At 49.3% G+C, this 23,251-nt stretch carries 19 protein-coding genes; 5 read left to right on the top strand and 14 right to left on the bottom strand.

Going from position 1 to position 23,251, the window contains the following annotated elements; genetic code table 11:
• Positions 1-86 precede the first annotated feature (86 nt).
• The 14 genes from DW657_RS00820 to DW657_RS00755 all read right to left on the bottom strand — a co-directional run bounded on the left by DW657_RS00820 (position 87) and on the right by DW657_RS00755 (position 17,886).
• A complete protein-coding gene (locus tag DW657_RS00820) occupies positions 87-2,120 on the bottom strand; it encodes a M13 family metallopeptidase (protein ID WP_118311056.1) in 2,034 nt (677 codons plus the stop codon).
• A 26-nt stretch (positions 2,121-2,146) separates the two neighbouring features.
• Positions 2,147-4,117: an ABC-F family ATP-binding cassette domain-containing protein gene (locus DW657_RS00815; protein ID WP_118311055.1), complete on the bottom strand. Its 1,971-nt coding sequence runs from the start codon at positions 4,115-4,117 to the stop codon at positions 2,147-2,149.
• An 81-nt stretch (positions 4,118-4,198) separates the two neighbouring features.
• The gene (locus DW657_RS00810; protein WP_118311054.1) at positions 4,199-5,473 is read right to left on the bottom strand and encodes an S-adenosylmethionine:tRNA ribosyltransferase-isomerase; all 1,275 of its coding nucleotides are present in this window, start codon (positions 5,471-5,473) and stop codon (positions 4,199-4,201) included.
• 75 nt (positions 5,474-5,548) lie between these two features.
• Entirely contained in the window at positions 5,549-6,253 is a 705-nt protein-coding gene (locus DW657_RS00805; RefSeq protein WP_118311053.1) for a phosphatase PAP2 family protein, read from the bottom strand.
• Positions 6,254-6,326: 73 nt separating this feature from the next.
• Positions 6,327-8,924 (bottom strand): BatD family protein, encoded by a 2,598-nt coding sequence (locus DW657_RS00800; protein ID WP_118311052.1) that lies wholly within the window; start codon positions 8,922-8,924, stop codon positions 6,327-6,329.
• Between the two features lie 97 nt (positions 8,925-9,021).
• Entirely contained in the window at positions 9,022-9,774 is a 753-nt protein-coding gene (locus DW657_RS00795; protein ID WP_118311051.1) for a tetratricopeptide repeat protein, read from the bottom strand.
• Between the two features lie 56 nt (positions 9,775-9,830).
• Positions 9,831-10,871 (bottom strand): VWA domain-containing protein, encoded by a 1,041-nt coding sequence (locus DW657_RS00790; RefSeq protein WP_117663107.1) that lies wholly within the window; start codon positions 10,869-10,871, stop codon positions 9,831-9,833.
• Between the two features lie 44 nt (positions 10,872-10,915).
• Entirely contained in the window at positions 10,916-11,914 is a 999-nt protein-coding gene (locus DW657_RS00785; protein ID WP_118311050.1) for a VWA domain-containing protein, read from the bottom strand.
• Positions 11,915-11,973: 59 nt separating this feature from the next.
• Positions 11,974-13,050, bottom strand: coding sequence for a BatD family protein (locus tag DW657_RS00780; protein WP_089543422.1), 1,077 nt, complete (start codon positions 13,048-13,050; stop codon positions 11,974-11,976).
• 11 nt (positions 13,051-13,061) lie between these two features.
• Positions 13,062-13,931: a DUF58 domain-containing protein gene (locus DW657_RS00775; protein ID WP_089543423.1), complete on the bottom strand. Its 870-nt coding sequence runs from the start codon at positions 13,929-13,931 to the stop codon at positions 13,062-13,064.
• Positions 13,932-13,959: 28 nt separating this feature from the next.
• Positions 13,960-14,955 carry a MoxR family ATPase gene (locus DW657_RS00770; protein ID WP_118311049.1) on the bottom strand — a complete coding sequence of 332 codons (996 nt, stop codon included), beginning with the start codon at positions 14,953-14,955 and terminating at the stop codon, positions 13,960-13,962.
• 196 nt (positions 14,956-15,151) lie between these two features.
• Positions 15,152-16,372 carry an MFS transporter gene (locus DW657_RS00765; RefSeq protein WP_118311048.1) on the bottom strand — a complete coding sequence of 407 codons (1,221 nt, stop codon included), beginning with the start codon at positions 16,370-16,372 and terminating at the stop codon, positions 15,152-15,154.
• Position 16,373: 1 nt separating this feature from the next.
• Positions 16,374-17,192: a 3-methyl-2-oxobutanoate hydroxymethyltransferase gene (panB, locus tag DW657_RS00760; protein ID WP_118311047.1), complete on the bottom strand. Its 819-nt coding sequence runs from the start codon at positions 17,190-17,192 to the stop codon at positions 16,374-16,376.
• A 10-nt stretch (positions 17,193-17,202) separates the two neighbouring features.
• Positions 17,203-17,886, bottom strand: coding sequence for an HAD family phosphatase (locus DW657_RS00755; protein WP_118311046.1), 684 nt, complete (start codon positions 17,884-17,886; stop codon positions 17,203-17,205).
• A 470-nt stretch (positions 17,887-18,356) separates the two neighbouring features.
• Here DW657_RS00755 and rsmG point away from each other — a divergent pair, with 470 nt between their 5' ends.
• Genes rsmG through DW657_RS18250 form a run of 5 tightly spaced genes read left to right on the top strand, consistent with a single transcriptional unit; the run spans position 18,357 to position 23,083 of the window.
• Complete coding sequence (rsmG, locus tag DW657_RS00750; RefSeq protein WP_117663092.1) at positions 18,357-18,980, top strand: 16S rRNA (guanine(527)-N(7))-methyltransferase RsmG; 624 nt, start codon at positions 18,357-18,359, stop codon at positions 18,978-18,980.
• A gap of 17 nt (positions 18,981-18,997) precedes the next feature.
• The gene (locus DW657_RS00745; protein WP_118311045.1) at positions 18,998-19,642 is read left to right on the top strand and encodes an MBL fold metallo-hydrolase; all 645 of its coding nucleotides are present in this window, start codon (positions 18,998-19,000) and stop codon (positions 19,640-19,642) included.
• Positions 19,643-19,697: 55 nt separating this feature from the next.
• Positions 19,698-20,339, top strand: coding sequence for a crossover junction endodeoxyribonuclease RuvC (ruvC, locus tag DW657_RS00740; protein ID WP_118311044.1), 642 nt, complete (start codon positions 19,698-19,700; stop codon positions 20,337-20,339).
• Positions 20,340-20,397: 58 nt separating this feature from the next.
• Entirely contained in the window at positions 20,398-21,885 is a 1,488-nt protein-coding gene (locus DW657_RS00735) for an ATP-binding cassette domain-containing protein (protein WP_118311043.1), read from the top strand.
• A gap of 10 nt (positions 21,886-21,895) precedes the next feature.
• Positions 21,896-23,083, top strand: a complete 1,188-nt coding sequence (locus DW657_RS18250) for a helix-turn-helix domain-containing protein (protein ID WP_233546575.1) — start codon at positions 21,896-21,898, stop codon at positions 23,081-23,083.
• Positions 23,084-23,251: the final 168 nt, after the last annotated feature.

Below are 23,251 nucleotides of genomic sequence, written 5' to 3'. Positions count from 1 at the left end.
CGTCACCACAAAGTAACGCAGCCTTTTCATATTTCATTCTTATCCCTTTAAAACTTTAAAAACTAACGGGATAGGATATTTGATCTTTACCAAAGCTCCAGACGCTCATTCTTAGGAATGAACATCTTGTCGCCCTGCTTTACACCGAATGCCTCATACCAGGCATCAATGTGAGGAAGAGCACCATCTACACGCCACTTGCCAAGCGCATGAGGATCGTTCTTCACACGGTTGCGAATCTCCTTCTCGGTGATGTTCTGACCCCATACACCTGCGTAAGCAAGGAAGAAGCGCTGATCAGCAGTGAAACCATCCTTGTTCTTCAATGGCTTCTTGGCTGTCGCATTCTTGAAGGCATTGAAAGATACCATCAAACCACCGTGGTCGGCAAGGTTCTCACCCAATGTAAAGCGACCGTTGGCATTCAAATCAGGCAATACCTTGATGTTGCTGAAGAAATCAGCATACATATCTGCACGCTTGTTGAAGCCCTCTGCATCAGCAGCAGTCCACCAATCCTTCAGGTTACCGCTGGCATCATACTGGCGACCCTGATCATCGAAACCGTGAGTCATCTCATGACCAATCACTACACCGATAGCACCATAGTTGAATGCCGCGTCAGCCTTGGCATCAAAGAATGGATACTGAAGGATACCTGCTGGGAAGCAGATCTCGTTGGTGGTAGGATTATAGTATGCATTCACAGTCTGAGGTGTCATATACCACTCGTCTCTGTTGACTGGCTTACCAGCCTTCTCAGCAATCTCCTTATTGTTGCGGAACTGACGGCAAGCCATCACGTTCTCATAGAAACTCTTGGATGGGTCGATGGTAAGCTTGCTATAGTCAGTCCACTGGTTAGGATAACCAATCTTGACATAGAACTTATCGAGCTTATTGTGAGCAGCAGCCTTGGTCTCAGCACTCATCCACTCCTGAGCGTCGATACGCTGACCGAGACTCACCTGGAGATTCTTGACCAAAGTCTCCATCATCTTCTTAGAAGACTCAGGGAAGAATTTCTTGCAGTAGATTCTGCCGAGCGCCTCACCCATCTGAGCATCTACCTGAGAAGTGGCACGCTTCCACAATGGATGGTCTTCCTTTCTGCCACTCATGGTCTTGCCGAAGAAATCGAAGTTTGCCTCACGGATCTCATCGGTGAGATAGGCAGAAGAACTGCCGATGACACTCCACTCCATCAATGCCTTCAAGGTCTCAGCATCCTCAGCAGCAGTAATCTTGTCGTAACCAGCCATGAATGCAGGCTGACCCACAATCATCTCCTGGATATATTCACTCTTGATGCCCTCGCCGTTAGCCAATGCCTCAAGAGGAATGTTTGGATAATTCTCCTTAAACTGCTTCAGGCTCATCTTGTTGTAGTTAGCCTGCGGGTCACGGAGTTCGGTACGGCTCTTGGAGATAGTAGCAAGACTGGTCTCGTGGAGGAATACCTTCTGTGCCTTCTGGGCAGCATCGGCAGCAGAGAAGCCATAGAGCTGGAACATCTTTGCCACGTAGGTCTTGAATGCCTCACGGATGGCTACGGTAGCAGCATCGTTGTTGAGGTAGTAATCCTTGGAACCGAGAGTCAAGCCACCCTGCATCACATTGTAGATGTTCATGGTAACGTTCTTCTCATCAGCACCGAAACCGGTACCGAAACCTACGCCCAAACCCTGCATGGCATACTTCACCTGCAAGTTCTGGAGCTCAGCCTTGGTCTTGGCAGCAGCAATCTCGTCGAGGAGAGGCTTTACGGGAGCAATGCCCTCCTTATTGCGGCGATCAATATCGAGCGCCAACTTATAGAAGTCGGAAAGCTTCTGCTCGATGGTTCCAGCTTTGTAGGTCTTCTTCTTGAGCTCATCAAGGATAGAGTTGATACGCTTGTTGCTGTTCTCAGCCAACTGATCGAAACTACCATAACGGCTGTAGGCAGCAGGCAGCGGATTGTTCTTCTGCCAGCCACCGGTAGCAAACTGATAGAAATCATCAGCAGGCTTTGCTGTCTTGTCAAGATTGCTCATGACAAGTCCCGACTTGTTCTGAGCATCAGCAGCCAAAGGCATGGCTGCGAGCATCATCATCGGAAGGATGTACTTCATTTTCATTTTCTCGTTATTTATTATTGTTTTAACTATGAATTCTTGATTTCCTCCAGCTCTTCGAAGAGCATCATCCAGTTCTCGTTTTCCTCATCCAGGCTCTTCATCAGCTCGGTATATTCGGTAACGAGTTCCATATTCGTGGCATTCTCAGGCTTCATCAGGAGGGCATCAATCTCAGCCTTGCGGGTTTCGAGCTTTTCAATCTTCGTCTCGCATTCCTTCACTGCCTTCTCAGCCTTGCGAATCTTCTTCTGCTGCTCCTTGTGCTCGGCATAGCTGAGCTTTCCGGAGGATACTTCGGAAGACTCTGCAGATGATGATGAAGAAGATGGAGAGCCGGCAGATGACATATTCTGACTTCCGACCTGATTGGCAAGTGCCTGACTGATGCTCTCGGCATTGTGGGCACGGAGATAATCGTAGATACCGCCCAGATGCTCACGTACCTTTCCACCGGCAAACTCATATACCTTATCTACCAGTCCGTCGAGGAACTCACGGTCGTGGCTCACGATAATAGCGGTACCATCGAATGCCTTGATGGCTTCCTTCAACACATCCTTCGACTGCATATCGAGATGGTTGGTAGGCTCATCGAGAATCAGGAGATTCACCGGTTCGAGCAGGAGCTTGATCATCGCCAGACGACTGCGCTCTCCTCCACTCAACACCTTGACATATTTCTCGGAAGTTTCACCACCAAACATAAAGGCACCCAGCAGATCGTTCACCTTGAGGCGCATCTCGCCGGTAGCCACATTGTCGATGGTCTGGAAGATGGTAAGCTTCTCATCGAGCAGCTGTGCCTGATTCTGTGCGAAATAACCAATCTGCACGTTATGACCTATCTTGAGATTGCCCGTAAAAGGAATCTCGCCCATAATACACTTCACCAGAGTAGATTTACCCTCGCCGTTCTTACCTACGAATGCCACTTTCTCGCCACGCTTGATGGTAAGGGTCACATGGTCGAAGACGGTATGATCGCCATAATCCTTTCTCACCTCATCGCAGATGACCGGATAATCGCCGCTACGGAGACAAGGAGGGAACTTGAGATGCATCTGCTTGGTATCCACCTCGTCCACCTCGATAGGAACGATTTTCTCCAACTGCTTGATGCGGCTCTGCACCTGTACAGCTTTGGTAGGCTTATAGCGGAAACGCTCGATGAAATCCTTGATATCGGCTATTTCCTTCTGCTGGTTCTCGTAGGCACGGAGCTGCTGCTCGCGGCGCTCGGCACGAAGTACCACATACTCATCGTATTTCACCTTGTAATCCTCTACCCTGCCGCAGGTAATCTCCAGGGTGCGGTTGGTTACATTATTGATAAAGGCACGGTCGTGACTTACCAGCACCACCGCCTTGGCACTCTGCGCCAGGAACTGCTCCAGCCACTGGATACTCTCGATATCAAGATGGTTGGTAGGCTCATCGAGGAGAAGTACATCCGGCTTCTGGAGCAGGATCTTTGCCAACTCGATACGCATACGCCATCCACCAGAGAACTCTCGGGTAGGACGGTCGAAGTCTTCACGGGTGAAACCCAGACCGCTCAACGTGCGCTCTATTTCCGCCTCGTAATTTTCACCGCCCATCATCATATAGCGATCATGTTCCTGGGTGAATTTCTCCACGAGCTGGGCATAGCTCTCGCTCTCGTAGTCGGTGCGGTCGGCCATTTCCTGCTGCATCTTGTCGAGGTGCGCCTTCATCTCGGTATTGTGGGCGAAAGCCTTGCGGGTTTCCTGCTTCACGGTGGTATCATCCTGCAGTTTCATCACCTGAGGCAGATAGCCGATGGTGGTTTCATTAGGGATAGCCACTACGCCGGAGGTTGGCTTCTGCAAGCCACAGAGAATCTTCAGCATCGTAGATTTGCCGGCACCGTTCTTGCCTACCAAGGCAATGCGGTCGCGGTCGTTGATTACGAAGCTTACATCATTGAAAAGTGGCTTTACGCCAAACTCTACTTTCAGTCCTTCTACTGAAATCATATTTTATACTTTGAACTTTGAATTTTGAACTTTGAACTTTATGATTAGCAGTTCTGTTATTGCTCTGACTTCTTCTTCTCCTTACGGAATGAGCAGGGAGGAATCTCCATAGCTCAGGAAGCGGAAATCATGAGAGAGGGCATAATCATATACCTTCTTCCAATCACCATGCAGGAAGGCACTCACCAGGAGAAGCAGGGTGCTCTGAGGCTGATGGAAATTGGTTACCAGCATCTTTACTATCTTATAGGTGTAGCCTGGAGCGATGATGATCTGCGTGCTGGAGTGAAGGGCTTCCAATCCGTTGTGGTCGAGGTAATCTATGATTGCCTGGATAGCCTGCACCGGAGTGATGTCATCCACCAGATTGCCATCTGCCGACAACTCGTATGGATCCCACTGGTTTACATGCAGGTCCTCTTCGCTTGCCTCAGGATGCTTGATGAGATGCACGCCCATATAGTAGAGACTCTCGATGGTGCGCACACTGGTGGTTCCCACGGCGATGACCTGGCACTCGTGCTTGATGAGCTTCTCCAGACTGCGACGATGAACCACGATATATTCGGTATGCATCTGATGACCTTCTATCTCAAGACTCTTCACCGGCTTGAAGGTTCCCGCTCCAACATGAAGGGTTACCTCTTCACGGTCGATGCCATGCGCATCCAGGTCCTGGAGCACTGCATCGGTGAAATGCAGACCGGCTGTTGGGGCAGCTACACTACCCTTGATCTTGGAATATACAGTCTGATAAGTGGTCTTGTCACTTTCTTCTGTCTTGCGGTTCAGATAAGGAGGGATAGGCAACTCTCCCACTGCTTCGAGAATCTCGGCAAAGGAAACATGCTCGTTGTCCCAGTCGAAATCCACCCAGTAGTTGGTGCCGCCACCTTTAGCCACCATCTCTGAAGCCTCTGCGCTGAGCGCATCTCCACGGCGCATGGTAGCAGAGAGGGTAAGCTGATGACCCTTGATCTCGAAGTCGCGCTTCAGGCTTCCCTCTTTCCATTTCTTCAGGTTACCAATCATACAGAGCCATGAGCAGTGACCCGAAGTCTGGAACATCAGCTCATAGTCGGTAGGTGCAGCAGGTTCCATCAGGAACACCTCGATGAGGGCTCCCGTCTCCTTGCGGAAATGCATGCGCGCCTGGATTACCTTGGTATTATTGAATACCATCATGGCACCCTTTGGCAGATAGTCGGGAAGATGGAAGAACACATCGTCGCTTACCTCACCATGCTTATAGACCAGCAGTTTACTGTGGTCGCGCTGTGAGATAGGAAACTTGGCGATGCGCTCATCTGGCAAATCGTAATTATAATCACTAATCTTAATATGTTTTGTATCCATTATTTTACTTTGAACTTTGAGCTTTGAACTTTGAACTTTATGATTTGCCTTTTTTCAGAAAAGGCTATTATACTACTATAATCCCGTCATCAGAACGACGGCACGCAGGATGACATATACGAGGGTGAGCATCAGGACGGTCATAATCATATCGATGTCATCGCAATCATATCCCGTACTGGTATATTGATTCGATACATACTTGATTTCCGGTGACATACGTCGGTACATACGATGGAAGAAAAGATATACCAGCGTACCAACCACCATGCCCAGCAGCATGCCGCAAACGATGTCCAACGGATAATGAACGCCCAGATAGAGGCGGGTCCAGCAGTTCACCAGCGACCACGCTATCAGGGTGAAGGTGAGCATCCTGCTCCTTACAAGCAGCGAGAAGAACACGGCTATCGCCATGGTGTTGGCTGCATGCGCCGAACAGAAACTGTAGTCCTTCAGACGAAGATTATCCACTACCTGTACGGAATATTTTACCAGCGGATCGTTGGAAGGTCGCCATCTGGCCGCAAGCGGTTTGATGATTCCCTCGGCAATGCCATCGGCAAAAAGAATGCACAGGAATGCGCAGCCTACAATAAGACCAATCTGCCCGATCGTCTCATTATTGCGCATCACGATGATAAAGAGTACAAGATAGAGCGGTATCCAGGTGAAACCCGAAGTAAGTGCCATCACCAACTGGTCGAGAATCACATTGTTACTGCCGTTGAACCACTGCAGTATCTGAAAGTCAATATCTTGTATCGAACTAAAATCCATTTACTTATTGTTTTATATTTAATGTTGAATGTAGAATGATATCAGTGTCTGACGCTCCATCCACTTCATTCTCCTAGATTTCCTCGAGATGCTTGGTCTCGATCCATCCCTCTCTTCCATCGCCTACGCGGATGCCACGCCAGTCGGTCATTCCCTTGTCGATGATATCTACACGGGTACCCTCGTGGAGTACAAACTGATCGGTACTGGTCTTGGCAGGCGTCTTCTTGATGTTCACTGAAGGTGAGATGATGATGGCACCCTTGCGGTTGTCGAGCGCCTGCTTCTGCTGATAGGCAAAGAGATTGCTCAGCAGGAAGACGAGGAAGAAGCCGATACCGCCAAAGAAGCCGATCTTGCGCATCAGGATGTGCGGACCGAAGAGATAGAGCAGCACGAGCAGCAGCGCCATGATGATGGAGATGATGCCAGTCTTCGCCCAGTTATCTACACTCGTGAAGTTGACCAGCGCCTTATACCAGGTAACGAAGAACATTTCGCTTACCGGGGTAATCTTGTCGATGGTCTTGCTGCGTGCAAACTGGAGATTGAAGTTGATGTCCTCATCTCCAGGCGAGAGCAGACGGGCACGCTCATAGTTGAGCACCGCCTTGGTGATATTGTCTGTACGATAGTAGGCATTGCCGAGATTGTAGTAAATCTCGGCAGAGGCACCATTCTTGAGCAGCTCTTCGTAGTCGCGGATAGCCTGCTGGTAATTGCCCTTCTGGTATTCCGTATCGGCATTGTTCTTGGTGATTGCCGATACCGGAGAAGCGCCGAAGCCCAGCATCGCCAGGAGCAGCCATACGAAGGAATATCCGGCAGGATGCTTCTTGGCGTTCTTGCGAGTCGCATTGATTGCATTTTCTATTTCCATAATCGCTGTCATTGCTGATTCGAAGGTACGGTTCATATTGCCGGCAGGATCGCCTGGAGCATAACGCTCGAACTCGCACTCATCGAGAGCGGAAGTAAACTTCTGTATTGTAGCATCGTCCACATCGTGGGCGAAGAGTTTCTCACGGATATTCTCACGAGAGAGCTGCTCTACCGGCATGTTCAGCTTGTAGCTCATATATCCCCAGAGGGCACGCATCACCTCATCATAGAACTCGCCCTGCTTGCCCTGCAGCATCAGCTTGTTGGCCATGCGCAGACGCTTGGTGGCTATCTTGCCCGCCTTGTTGGAGCGCTTCTTCACGATGTCGGCATTCTCGATGGCTCTGCGGTGGAATACCACCAGCAGCACGAAGAAGGCGATGAGCGGAATGAGCAGACTGGTCCAGTAGCCGAAGCTTCCGAAGAACATATCATCTGCCTGATGCTGTGAGGTCTTGCCCAACTTGATGGTATGGATATCCTTGTCCTTGCTGGTATAGTCAGCCGACTCGGATGTTGAACCATCTCCCTTCTCCACGTTCAGAGTGAAAGGTTGGGTCTTGATGGTCTTATACGCATTCTTGCTGGTATCATAATAGGTGAACTCCACGGCTGGAATAGTATAGCTGCCCTGATTGCGAGGCACAGCCAGGAAATCGTAGATCATATTACCCTCCACTCCATTGGCGGTGAGTCGGGTCTTATCTGTTACCTTGGCATCATACTTGTCGAAATCCTTCGGGAAATTCACTACTGGCTGCTTAAGCAACTTGAGGTTGCCTATACCTCCCACAATCACACGGAGCGTGATCGGTTCGCCTGCCTTGATTTCCTTCTTGTCAAGACAAGCAGAGATATTGAACTTACCTACTCCACCCGAGAAGTTGGCAGGGCGCTGAGGCAACGGATCTACCTGCAGGGTGATACCCGGAGCCTTGATGTCCTTCTTTACCTCTACATATCCGGATCCGCCATTGAAGAAGGCCTCCATAGGATCGACATTGCGGTTCTGCTGTACCACGATGCCCTTGAAGGTGATGGAAGGAATCTCCAGCTTACCGGTCATCTGAGGATACATCACATACTGGCTCCAGGTGACACACTTGTAAGGACGACCATTCACCATCTCGGTATGAAAGGTTTTCTGCTGTGGCAGAGGTACTTCCTGGTTGTGGAATCCTTTCAGGTCTGGCATCTTGCCTTCCAGCTGGGTGAGTTCCACCTGTGTATATACCTTATAGGTAAGCAGGATAGGTTCCTGCTCGTGTACTCTCTTCTTGTTGGCAGACACCTTGATGAAGAGGTCGCTGCCTGAGATGGCAGAGCCTGCGGTACGCATACGAGGTTGGTCGTAGCTATTCTGTCCGTGCATGCTAGGAGCGCCGTTGGTATGCTGGGCGTGCCCCGACACCGTAATCTTCACGGCGCGAGAAGCCAGGTTCCTACCATCCACGATGGCGTGGGAAGAACCAATATTGAAGGTACCATTCTTTGCCGCATAAAGGGTGTAGGTGATGGTTACAGATGAAGAGGACGAGGTATGTCCGTTGATCATCTGATAACTGGATTGCGAAGATGTGTAAGGGCCTGCGATGACTTCGAGTCCATCCTGCACCGCACCCATTCTGAATTCCTCTACATCACGGGTGTTGATGGTATAGGCGACACGGAAGTTTTCTCCAGCCGCTACGTGCGATGGAGCCGACACGGAGATATGCTGGGCCACCGCATGCACCTGGTAGCCTAGCAAGCATATCAGCAATATCAAATACCAACCTATTTTTTTCATATCGTATCTTAAATAATAGCTAAATATTATATGTAAACCGTATTTATATCTATAAATCGTATTTTAATTTAAAATCGTATTTATCTCATTTAATCTTTTACCAATTCTTGTCGTAAGCCTTCCTGCGTGGCTGGCTCATCGCCTTCTGCAACTTGCGCTTGGTGGCTTGCTCCTGCTGAACGGCGGCATTCAGGAGCTGCTCGGCATTCTCGCGGCTCATCTTGTCCTGGTTCGGCTGGTTTTGGTTCTGATTATTCTTGTTATTGTTATTCTTGTTATTCTTATTATTTTTATTATTCTTATCGTCGTTTTTATCCTTGTTGCCTTTGTTCTTGTCCTTATTCTGATCCTTCTTATTCTTGTCCTTGTTCTTATCCTTGTTGTTCTTGTTTTGATCCTTGTTTTGCGGATTGTTCTTGAGCAACTTCTTGCAGAGGGCAAGATTATAACGGGTCTCATTGTCCTGTGGATTGCATCTCAGCGCCATCTTGTAGTATTCGATGGCCTGGGCATATTCACGGTGGTTCTGCATGATCACGCCCATGTTGTGATAGCTGGCAGCACGGCGGAGGCGGTTGGTTTCCAACTGGGCAGCATTGGTAAACTGCTGTATCGCCATGGAGTCTTTCTGCTGCGCCATGAGCGCACAACCAAGATTGTATATCGCCTGTGGATTCTTCTGATTCTTGGAGATAGCCTTGCGATATTGGGTTTCTGCCACTGCCCATTTCTGAGATTTGAAGGCACGATTGCCCTGACGGATCAGGTTGCGATCAGTCTGGGCTCCGGCTTGTGCCGTACCCACCAGCAACATTGCCACTGTTACTATTATATAATGTATATACTTCATTTTTACATCTATATTTTAAAGCTTTTGCCCTTTCAGGGCGCCTTGCGTATAAGGCTTTATTTCGGCAGCTTCAAGGAATCCCTTTTGAAGAACTTGATGTTCCTGAGCAACGGATTCTTTACTTCCAGCATGCAGACCTCGATGATGAGCAGGAGGATGATGAGAATGCCCACAGCCTGAAACTGTTCATCGTAGGCACTGTATATCACGCTGGTCATATCTCCCTTCTGCAACTTGGTAAGGTCATCATTCAATGCCTTTTCTGCATCACTCGTATTATCCACATGGATATACTGACCCTTGCCAGCCTGCGCCAGTTCGCGGCACATCTGCTCGTTGAGGGCAGTCATCACGGTATTGCCTGCGTGATCCTTCAGATAAGAGCCATCACCCATCGGGATAGGAGCACCCTTGGTATTACCGATACCGAGGATAAACACGTTGATGCCCTTCTTCTGGGCAATCTCGGCTGCCTCCTTGGCACCATCCTCATGGTTCTCACCATCGGTAATCACGATGATGGCTCTACCCACATTGTCCTGCTGGGTAAAACTCTTGGTGGCAAGCGAGATGGCATCGCCGATATTGGTACCCTGAGTCTGGATCAGCCCCGGTGTGATATTCTGCAGGAACATCTTTGCCGATACATAATCACTGGTGATAGGCAACTGCACGAAGGCATCGCCTGCAAAGACGATGAGACCAATCTTATCGTTGCTGAAGTTATCTACCAAATTCTCTATCAGCATCTTGCTCTTGTCGAGACGGGAAGGAGCCACATCTTCGGCAAGCATGGAATTGGAGATATCAAGACAGATCATCGTCTCGATGCCATTACGCTTGTCGTGAGAAATCTTGCTTCCCATCTGAGGGCGAGCCACCATCACGATGACGAGTGCCAAGGCAGCAAGCATCAGCACAAACTTCACCGTAGGACGGTATTTGGATATGTTGGGCATCAACTGCTTGAGCAGCTCCGGATCGCCCAATCTTTTCAGCTTAGCCTTTCGCCTTCTCCAACCTACCAGACGAACCAGTATGAGCACCGGTATCAGCCAGAGCAGCCAGAGAAACGTAGGATCTTCAAATCTTAACATATTTATATGATGTTATAATCTATTTTGTCTAAACTCCTCTTTCATCAAGGAATTCTTCTGAACCAAGTGAGGCGGAGCAATATCTCCAGGAGCAGTATCAGGAGTGCACCCAGGGCAAAAGGCTGATAGGCCTCATAGCGCTTGGCAAAATGCTTCACATTAAACTTAGACTTCTCCAACTTGTCGATGTCCTTGTAGATTTTCTTCAACTCGGCTGTACTCGTAGCTCGATAGAAGTTTCCATCGGTGGTCTGAGCGATGTCTCGCAGCGTCTGGGTATCGATTTCCACCGGGATATTGACATACTGCACGCCTCCTGCCACAGGCATCGGATAAGGCGCCACCTTGTTGGTTCCCACACCGATGGTATAGACTCTGATGCCGTAGCTCTTGGCTATTTCGGCTGCGGTCATAGGCGAGATGTCACCCATGTTGTTACTACCGTCGGTGAGCAGGATTACCACCTTGCTCTTTGCCTTGGAATCCTTGAGTCGGGTCACGGCGTTGGCAAGTCCCATACCCACAGCGGTACCGTCGTCGATGAGTCCGCGAGCCGCAATATCGGTGCGGGTATCATGCAGAAGTCTGAGCAGACTGGCATGATCGGTGGTCATCGGACATTGCGTGAAAGCCTCTCCGGCAAAGATGGTGAGTCCGATATTGTCGGTAGGACGGCCTGAGATAAACTCAGTGGCAACATCCTTCGCCGCCTCCATACGGTTTGGCTTCAGGTCCTCAGCAAGCATAGAGGTTGATACGTCCATGGCAAGCATGATATCGATACCTTCTACGGTCTTGTTGTCCCAGGAATAGTGGGTCTGCGGACGGGCCATGGCGATGACGATGAGCACGAAGCAGATGCATCTCAGCACCATCGGCAGATGGATGAGTCTGACGCGCATGCTCTTCGGAGCATACTGATAGATTCGTGTATCACTCATGCGCATCGTAGGCTCGCTCTTCTTCCTGCCCAGGAAATACCATAATATATAAGGTATCAGCAGCAGGAGCAGCAGAAAATATGCTTTACTTGCAAATTCCATTTCTTAATTTCTTTTTATTGTTTACATCACCAGCTCTGGATTTCCGAGCCTGATGACATTTACATCACGAGCATCGCTACCTGATAAACAATGTAGCCGAAGATGGCAACTACGCTGATGCCGCCCACCCAGAGCAGGGTCTTGATGAGTCGGCGCTGCTGCTGCGACTTCTGGTCTTCAGTGCTGAGCGTTGGAACGATCTTCTCCTCCTTAGGCTGCTCATCGGTCTTCGTCTGGTCGATGAAGTTGATGGCATTCACCAGGTTGGCATCGTTCTCGTTCATCGGAATCTCGTACTTGGCAAACTTCACCAGGTCGGCGGTAGAGAAGAGCATTCTCAGCTCGTCTATCATCTTCTGGTCGCCCGAAGCACGCAGGTGCTCGATGATTTCTCCACTGGTCATTTCCATCGCATTGAATCCGAAGCGGCTCACGATATAGGCACGCAGCGTATTGGTCAACTGGGTGTAGTACTCTTTCTGAGTCTCCTGGCTGGCGCTGGTATGATGATGCTTGATGTCATTGATTTCACGCAGCGCCTTCTCATGGGCAGGCACCCTCTTCACGATGCGGATGCGGGCGATGATAGGCTTGTTCTTCTTCAGACGATTGCGGAGATAAATCATTGCTCCACAGATGATAATCATCAGCAGGCTCAACCAGAAGGCGAAGCTCCACTCACTCCATTCGAAAGGATTATCCTGTACACCCTTTGCCGGATAGAACTGGTTAGGATGCACCGTATCTACCGGAACGGTGAGCACCTTCAGCGCCAACGGATTTCCGTGATAGCTCTTGCCGTCAATCTTCACATCGAGTGCAGGAACCACATACACCTTCTCATCGAAAGAGGTAAGCGTATAGTCGCGGCTCACCTGGATGCGGTCATCACCCATCTGCATCGTGTCGCCCTTGCTCTGCTCCACCACCTCTACACCAGGTACAATCTGGTCCTGAGGCTTGAAGGATGGCAGCACAATTCTGGCACCCTTCCGGGCTGTAGCCTTGAGGTGCAGGATGGTCTGCTGTCCGATAAGCAGCTGCAGGGAATCCATGCGCTGCTCCACGGTCTGCCCGAAAGCCAGCGTAGAGCAACCCATCAGCGCCATCGTCAATATGATATTCTTTATTTTCATGTTATCTTACTTTAGCCTCTCTGTTTGAACAGCATCAGGAGCGCCTTCGAGAAGTCCTCGTTGGTGGCTACCGAAGTCCAATCTACCTTGCTCTTGGCAAAGAGCTGTCGCAGATTCTCCTGCTGTCGCAACCAGTTTTGAGTGTGAGCCACTCTCAATTTCTTCGAACTGGTATCGATATACATCTCGTGTCCCGTCTCGGCATCCATCACCTTGAGCAGTCCCACGTCGGGCAGCTGCTTGGCACGTGGATCATACACCTGGATTCCCACCACATCGTGCTTCTGGTTGGCTATCTGCAGCTGGTGCTGATAGTCCTTGCTATCGTAGAAGTCGCTAATGACGAAAGCCGTGCAATGGCGTTTCATCACCCTCGTGAAGTATTCCAGGGCACATCCGATATCGGTACGCTGACTCTCGGGATGAAAGTCGAGCATCTCACGAATGATGTAGAGGATATGCTTGCGTCCCTTCTTGGGAGGGATATATTTCTCTATTCTGTCGGAAAAGAAGATGACACCTATCTTGTCGTTGTTCTGGATGGCACTGAAGGCAAGGGTTGCAGCTATCTCGGTAGCCAGGTCGCGCTTCATCTGGCGCATGGTACCGAAATCGAGCGAACCGCTCACATCCACCATCAGCATCACGGTAAGCTCTCGCTCTTCTTCAAAGACCTTGACGAAAGGGCGATGGAAGCGAGCCGTCACATTCCAGTCGATGTCTCTCACGTCGTCGCCATACTGATATTCGCGCACCTCGGCAAAGGCCATTCCCCTACCCTTGAAGGCAGAATGATACTGGCCGGCGAAGATGTTCTGGCTCAATCCGCGAGTCTTGATCTCGATCTTCCGAACTTTCTTTAAGATATCTTGTGTATCCAACTTAATTTACTTTGAATTTTGAACTAAATCAAGGCACTTCAACCTTGTTGATGATGCGGCTGACGATTTCCTCGCTGGTGATTTCGCTTGCCTCTGCCTCGTAAGAGAGGCCGATGCGGTGGCGGAGCACATCGTGAGCCACGGCACGTACATCCTCAGGAATCACGTAACCACGGTGCTTGATGAAGGCGTAGGCTCTGGCTGCCTTGGCAAGTGAGATGCTGGCACGAGGACTGCCGCCAAAGGTAATCATATCCTTCAATTCGCCCAGGCCGTAACGGTCTGGATAACGGGTAGCAAAGACGATGTCGGCAATATACTGCTCAATTTTCTCATCGATATACACCTCGTTGACGATGCTGCGAGCCTTCAGGATTTCCTCGGCTGTAGTAACCGGAGTCACGGTAGGCAGACCGCCCTGGATGTTCTCACGGATGATGAGCTTTTCTTCTTCGATGGTAGGATAATCGATGATAACCTTGAGGAGGAAACGGTCCACCTGAGCCTCAGGCAACTGATAGGTACCCTCCTGCTCTACCGGGTTCTGGGTAGCCATCACCAGGAATGGATTAGGCAAATGGAAAGTCTGCTCGCCGATGGTTACCTGATGTTCCTGCATCGCCTCGAGCAAGGCACTCTGCACCTTGGCTGGAGCACGGTTGATCTCATCTGCCAGGACGAAGTTGGCAAACACAGGTCCACGCTTCACATGGAAGGCTTCATCCTTCTGCGAATAGATCTGCGTACCGATCACGTCGGCAGGCAACAAATCGGGTGTAAACTGTATGCGGCTATAGTCTGCACTAATCAACTGTGACAATGTTTTGATTGCAAGAGTCTTCGCCAGACCCGGTACACCTTCCAGGAGAATGTGACCATCAGAGAGAAGACCGATAAGGAGACAGTCAACGAGGTGCTTCTGACCTACGATGACCTTGTTCATGCCCATTACCAGGTTGGTAACGAACTGACTCTGTTGTTCAATCCGGATATTCAACTCACGGATATCAATAGCTTCTGCCATAATCTTATATCAATTTTACGTTTAATTCATTCTAAAAACAGAACAAAGGGCACTTCCAAAATGCCCTCCGTCCTCAAATCAAACGCAAAAGTACTCAATTATGAGCACAAAAGCGAATAAAGCTAACTAAATTATATTAAAAAAGTTTCACAAACGCTATTTTTAGAAACTTTTAATAAAGCAGGCACACGAAGCATCAGCGATTGCGATGCTTCATATACCATGGATGTACTAGGAAATTATACATCAGAAGAGAAACCACTGTCAATCCGAAAGCTGGATACACAAGTTCATTATACACTGGATTCAATATCGCCATATCCACATCAGGAGACTTCTGATACACGTCCTTTATTAGCCAGAAGCCCAATCCGATTCCTAAGCTCAACCCCAGTTCCCACGCCAGGAAGAAGGAGCTCATACTGGTGCCACGCTGGCAATGCTTGGCAAGCTTGATGTAGAAAAGCAGGAATCGGCTTCCGATGATGCCCACTCCCAAGGCAAGCAAGGCAGGTACAAGCATCTCTTCGGCAAAGCTCTGATCGCTTAAGGAAACAAATTCTGCTGCTGCGATCAATATCAGTCCCACGATTACCTGACTCTTCAGCTCTGCATCAGCAAAAACGTATTTCTCAGCCACCAATGCCAGAAACAGTCCGCAAAAAAACATCACATAGACGGTGAGAGAATGAGGCTGCGACAGATAGAAGCCCGGTATCACCATGATGCATACAATATTGACGAACAGCGGAAATCCCTGAGGCAGGAAGAAGCGGTCGCTGCTGATGAGTGACACGTTTTCTGACGGAGCCTTGAACGGGAATTTCACTCTGGAAACCAGCACCAAGGCAACCAATGCCAATACTGAGGCTACCGGAAAAACGACTTTCATACTGAAGACATGATAGACCAGAAGCGACAGCAATGGACCTACCGCAATGGAAAAGCGGGCAAACCAGGAGGTGATATAATTCGCCTCCGTACGCTGGAAAGATTCACAGGTATCGATAATCAGCGTACTCGCCAGCGACATCTCTGCCAAACCCAGGAAAGCGCCCTGAATCAGACGCATCACCACCAGCATCTCGAAGCCCACCTTGATATTCCAGAAGGTTTCCAGATAATAAAGGATGACGAGACTGACTGCCACACCCAGGATGGATATCTGGCATACCCGATTGCGGCGATAGCGCTGCACCAGATAGGAGCAGAAGCCACCCAAAAGAAAGATGCCCAAGCCATAAGCAGCATAAACCACGCCAATCTGAGTAACGGAATATCCCTCCTTAGCCATAAAATAAGGTATGCTCAGGAGGAGCATATAGATGCTCGTCATCAGGAAGAGATTGGCGAAGCAGAGACGCCAGAAGTCACGGTGCCACAGATTAAAATGCACCGGGGTATTTTGCGTATCCATCTTAGTAGCTCTCTTCTGCGCTTGGATACTCCACGCTCTTCACGGCGTCGATATAAGCCTTTACTCCCTTCTGCATCTCCTCGCCTACCTGGGCAAAATGACGCAGGAATTTTGGCTTGAAGCCCTGGGTCATACCGAGCGCATCAGCATAAACCAGCACTTGTCCATCACAACCGTTACCAGCTCCAATACCGATAGTTACAGCGTTTACCTGACGTGAAACTTCAGCCGCCAGTTTGGCAGGAACCTTCTCCAGTACGATGGCAAAACAGCCAGCCTTATCCAGTGCTTTAGCATCGCTGATCAGCTTCTCTGCCTCTGCATCTTCCTTGGCACGGATGCCGTAACCGCCAAACTTATTCACGCTCTGAGGAGTAAGTCCAAGATGGCCGCAAACAGGAATACCGGCATTGATGAGTGCCTGAACAGTATCCAGAATTTCCACTCCACCTTCCAGCTTCAGCGCATCCACGCCCGTCTCCTTCATCATTCGGCAAGCATTGCGCAAGGCATCTTCCTTGCAAACCTGATAGCTGCCGAAAGGCATATCACAGAGCACGAGTGCATGATTGCAGGCGCGGGCCACACTGCGTGCGTGGTAAATCATCTGATCTACGGTGATAGGCAATGTATCAGCATTTCCAGCCATCACATTGCTAGCCGAATCACCTATCAGGATGGTATCGATGCCAGCTACATCGATGATGCCTGCGGTAGTGAAATCGTAGGCAGTAAGCATCGTAACCTTTTCACCTGCCGCCTTCATTTCGGCGTAGGTCTTGGTTGTGATTTTCTTTTTGTCTGTAGATAAATATCCCATATAATTGTGTTTACTTAAAAGTTTCTACAATCTTCTCCAGGTCATCGTATCCGAATCCATTATAATCGGCTATCACATAGTCGCTGTATGGCTGGATGCTCTCTGCAGAATTGGTAGTAGCGAGTCCGAGGGTAAATGCACCCGAAGCTCTCACTGCCTTCAGTCCGTTGAAGCTGTCCTCCAGCCCCACGCATTCCTCCGGCTTTGCTCCGAAACAGGCAGCACCCTTGAGATAACAGTCTGGATCCGGCTTGCTCTTGACAAAATCTTCGCTGGTGAGCACGCGGTCAAAATTGGTCTTGAACTCAGGATGATGCTTATACACCTGCTCCATCTTCTGCAGATTGCTGCTCGTCACCACAGCGCACTTCACACCATGCGCCTTTACATCTTTCAGGAAAGTTTCGAATCCGGGAATGTAAGGAAACGACATATTCAGCTCGAACTCATCGAGCCGGGCTGTTATCTTAGCCTGTTCCGACTTGAAATCGGTGTATCCATCAATATGAGCGAATGTGGCATCATCAGAGAAGTACTTGTCGTAGATCTGAACCAGGGTCTGTCCCTTGATGCGAAGCGCAAAGTCAGGCATCTCCGGATGATACTCCCTGCCTATCATTCCCCAGAACACGGAATACTGGCTTTCGGTATCGAAAACCACGCCGTCTAAGTCGAATAATGCTGCTTTTATCATTACTTTTTATATTAAATAAATACTATCTAACATCTTTTTCGGGTGCAAAGGTACACATTTTTTTGCTAACAAGCCCCGAAATAACTACTAAATATACAAAAAAAGCTAATTTTATTTTGTTTTATCTACAATTTGCACTACCTTTGCATCGGTTTATATACATTAATAAATATAGTATACTGAAGTTTCGCATGTGGTTCAAGTACGGGCTGAAGGCCCAAAAGCTCCTAGCCCAGGGCATCGCCCTGGGTATAATGGCAATCAGCAAGGCGCCCTGTAAGGGCAAAAGCTTTGTATATTGCCTGGTATTTGAAGGCTTTTGCCCTTACAGGGCGACAGACTTGCACCCATCATTACCCAGGGCGATGCCCTGGGCTAGGAGCTTCTGCCCTTTCAGGGCGTGTGGAGCATACTTGCGAAACTTGAATACATTAATAAATATAGATAGAAAGAAACAAAAACAAGATAGAATGAATATCATAGAGAAATATTTTCCTCACCTCACCGACGAGCAGAAGAAGCAGTTCGCTGCCCTCGACGGTCTGTATCGCGATTGGAATGCCAAGATCAACGTCATCAGCCGCAAGGATATCGACAACCTCTACGAGCACCATGTGCTCCACTCTCTGGCTATTGCCAAGGCGATCAACTTCCGCCCGGGTTCAGAGATTCTCGACTTCGGATGCGGCGGTGGTTTCCCGGGCATCCCGCTCGCCATCCTCTTCCCTGAGTGCAAGTTCAAGCTCATCGACGGCACCGGCAAGAAGATTAAGGTGTGCAATGAGGTGGCTGGCGCTATCGGACTCAAGAACCTGGTGGCTGAACACCTGCGCGGCGAGGACGAGAAAGGCAAGTACGACTTCGTGGTGAGCCGTGCCGTGATGCAGTTGCCCGACCTGATGAAGATCATCAAGAAGAACTTCAAGAAGGCGGGGCAGAATGCCCTGCCCAACGGTTTGCTCTGCCTCAAGGGCGGCAATCTGAAGGAGGAGCTCAAGCAGTATTATAAGATTTCGGAAATCACCCCTCTCAGCACCTTCTTCGATGAGGAGTGGTTCAGCCAGGACAAGCAGCTGGTTTATGTTCCTGCTTAAATTAAAGAAAAAGTAAAATGCTACATATCGAAAGATTCCAAGTCAACATGTTGCAGGAAAACTGCTACGTGGTCAGCGATGACACCCTCGAGTGCGTCATCATAGATTGCGGTGCCTTCTATCCAGAAGAGCGCAAGGCGATCACCGAGTATATCAGAAAGAACAATCTGAAGCCTGTTCATCTCCTCGTTACCCACGGTCATCTCGACCATAATTTCGGCAACGATACCATCTACCAGGAGTTCGGACTGAAGCCGGAAGTGGCACAGGGCGATGAGAAGCTGATGAAGGGTCTGGCTCATCAGGCAGAGACATTCTACCAGATGCAGCTCGACACCCAGTTTCCTCCTATCGGTCATTTCTTTGAGGAAGATGAGGTAATCAAGTTCGGCAATCACGAATTCACCATCATCGAGACTCCGGGCCACAGCAACGGCTCCGTATGCTTCCATTGCGAGGCAGAGCACGTACTCTTCTCGGGCGATACCCTCTTCAAGAGTTCAATCGGCAGAACCGATTTCCCTGGCGGCAGCATGTTCCGCATCATCAACAGCCTGCGCCATCTCGGCATGTTGCCGGATGAAACACAGGTATTGCCAGGCCACGGTGAGGCTACCAGCATCGGCGAGGAATTGGCTCATAATCCATATATGGACCGATAGATTCAGGAAGATACAGCATTCAGAATTCCAAGGATTCAGAAGATACAGCATTCAGATGATTCAGAAGAAATCGAACACAGAGAAAATCATCCTGGGCATTGACCCCGGCACCAACGTGATGGGCTATGGCGTGATACGCGTCATCGGCAACAAGGCAGAACTGGTGGTGATGGGCGTCATCGACATGCGCAAGGAGAAAGATCCCTACTTGCGACTCGGCAGGATTTTCGAGCGGGTGACTGGCATCATCGACTCCTATCTGCCCGACGAGATGGCGATAGAAGCTCCCTTCTTCGGCAAGAATGTGCAGTCGATGCTCAAGCTCGGCAGGGCGCAGGGAGTGGCTATCGCTGCCGCCATCCACCACGACGTACCCATCCACGAGTACGCTCCGCTGAAAATCAAGATGGCGATTACCGGACAAGGTCAGGCTTCCAAGGAGCAGGTGGCGGCGATGCTGCAGCGCATGCTCAACATCCGGGAAGACGAGATGCCGAAATACATGGATGCCACCGATGCCCTGGGCGCTGCCTACTGCCATTTCCTGCAGATGGGCAGACCCGAAACGGGCGACAAGCACTATAGCAGCTGGAAGGATTTTGCTACCAAGAACGCCAGCCGCATAGAGAAAGGTACAGGTATGACGGGTCCGCAGGCAAAGCTTCTGGCGGCTATCAACCGTACCACGCACAAGTAGCCCAGCCCAGAAATATCATCCTGTTATCAAGCAACATATCAATAAAAAAATAAGAGAGATGCAAAAGATTATCAGTATTCAGAATGGCGTAACCCGTATGCCGGAATGGCGTATGGCTGAGCCAGTTAACTTCGAGGCATGCGACGGCGAGCATATCGCTATCGTAGGTCCCAATGGTGGAGGTAAGTCGATGTTCGTGGACATCCTTGTGGGCAGACACCCGCTGTTGATGCACGATCCTGATTACGACTTTTCTCCTAGTACCAAATCCCTGGTGAGCGACAATATCAAGTATATCACCTTCCGTGATACCTACGGAGGCGACAACGACCGCACCTACTTCCTGCAGCAGCGCTGGAACCAGTTGGAAATAGATGAGAACACGCCTATCGTCAAGGATAAGCTGGAAGAGGCTTATCAGATGGCTGGCGAAGATACGCCGGAGCGCAGACAGCTGCAGGAACACATCTACGAGCTGTTCCACATGCACCACCTGCTCGACAAATACACCATCCTGCTGAGCAGTGGAGAGCTCCGCAAGTTCAAGCTTGCCTCTACCCTCTTCTCAGAGCCTCGCGTGCTGATCATGGACAATCCGTTCATCGGTCTGGATGCCGACACCCGCGACCAGCTCAAGGAGCTTCTCAAGTCACTCACCACCGAGCATCATCTGCAGATCATCCTCGTATTGAGCAAGAGCGATGACATCCCAGAGTTCATCACCCACGTGGTAGAAGTGAAGGATATGAAGGTATATCCTAAGCTTACCAAGGAAGAATATCTGGCACAGCGCAACCCCATCCCTGCCCACGTATTATGCGAAGAATTAGAACAGGCCATCATCGACCTGCCATATAGCGACCGGGAATATCACAGTCAGGAAGTTGTGAAGATGAACAAGGTTCGCATCCAGTATGGCGAGCGCATCATCCTCAACGATCTCGACTGGACGGTCAACAATGGTGAGCGCTGGGCGCTGAGCGGCCAGAACGGTGCCGGCAAGAGTACCCTGCTCAGTCTGGTATGTGCCGACAATCCGCAGAGCTACGCCTGTGACATAGCCCTCTTCGGCAATCCTCGTGGCAGCGGCGAGAGCATCTGGGATATCAAGAAGCATATCGGCTATGTATCTCCAGAGCTTCACCGTTCCTATCAGCGTGATATGCCAGCCATCCGCATCGTGGCGAGCGGTCTTACCGATTCAGTGGGTCTCTATGTAAAGCCTAAGGAAGAGGATATGGACCAGTGCCGTTTCTGGATGAAGGTATTCGGTCTGGAGGGTTTGGAAGATCGTGGTTTTCTGAAGCTGTCAAGTGGCGAGCAGCGCCTGGTTCTTCTGGCACGTGCCTTCGTGAAGGATCCTGAGCTCCTCATCCTCGACGAGCCTCTTCATGGTCTTGACAACAGAAACCGCCGCCTGGTAAAGGATATCATCGAGGCATTCTGCAAGCGAAAGAACAAGACGATGATCATGGTTACTCACTATAAGGAAGAGCTCCCTGCCTGCATCGACCACAGCATCTTCCTGAAGAGACATACGAAATAGGAAAAAGCGTATGGATTCATTATTTCTACTTCAGTTTGCATGTTTTATATTCATGCTCATCAATGCCTTCATCGTAGCACTCTCTCATCTGCATGTAAGATGGGAGAACAAGCGGTATGAGCGTTCTCGATGGATGATCGTTGCTGCCCTGATAGGACTGGCGATACAATATGTGCTGCAGATGGGGTTCGGCTTCCGTGCTATGCACGATAATTTAGGGGCGGTCATCAACATTCTCCTCTATACCCCCTGCTTCTCGCTCATCTCCATAGGAATCTACAACATAGAAACCACCCGTGCTAACCTCAGAAAGATGATACTGATGTGCAGTGGTATTTATGCTGCCATCATTGTGGTCTTTTGCGTGGGTATCAGTCTCCATCATAGCCTGTATATCAGAGAAGGGCTTTATCTGATGCTGACTCTGTTTTGCGTAAGTGTTTTCTATTGCATATACATGATTATTCAGGAGATGATTAGGCGTAAAAATATGTTGGAGACAATGGCGGCAACGGACTTGTTGCCTTACGTAAGATATTCGCGTGCAAGTGTAATCATTCTATGGCTCGCAATTCTCGCTATGCCAGTTGCCATCTTTTCTACTACCTTATTATATATAGTAGGTCCAGCCGTATTGCTTGCCTTGCTGTTCTTCAATCTTACGTTTATCGCTCTCGGCAGCAGTTATATCCCTACCGAAGAACTCTTGGATAAAGAAGTGGAAAACTATGCCTTAGTGGGAACAAAATATAGATATGGGGGGGCACTTTCTGCTAAACAGCAGACCTCTGCTGATAGCAGAACAGAATCTTTACAACCACTTTCCGATGAGCGCAGAGATTTCATCCAGAAAAGTCTTGATGCATGGTGTGCGAATTTAGGATATAAGGACAGTACTGTGAATATGCTTACCCTCTCTCGCACACTTTGTATCTCCAAGGATGAGTTATCTGTATTCTTCGACCAGTATCTGAAAACTACATTCAGAATATGGCTTGGTGATATACGTTTCAATGCGGCAAAGAAGATGATGTTGGAATTTCCAGACTATAGTAATGACATTATTTCTGCCGAGTGTGGCTTCTCTGCCCGTACCTATCTGTACCGGATATTCAAGTCAAAGGAAGGTTGTACGCCTACCGAATGGCGAGAAGAACAAGTTGCAAATGCAGCCCCAGATGATAAAAAACAGGATTAACCATTTTTCAATAAATACCAGAAAAACGCATAATAAAAGGGAATAAATCGTTAAAATGGGTGTCTACTTCCTACGAAGTAGACACCTAAAACATAGGAAGTAGACACATTGACAGGGGAATGCGCCACCTTTTTTTGATGAAAAGAACGCCTAAAAAGGCAAAAAATA

Source organism: Prevotella sp. AM23-5 (assembly GCF_003473645.1).
In the GTDB taxonomy this organism is placed as follows: domain Bacteria; phylum Bacteroidota; class Bacteroidia; order Bacteroidales; family Bacteroidaceae; genus Prevotella; species Prevotella copri_A.
This window is presented reverse-complemented; position numbering and strand designations above follow the sequence as displayed.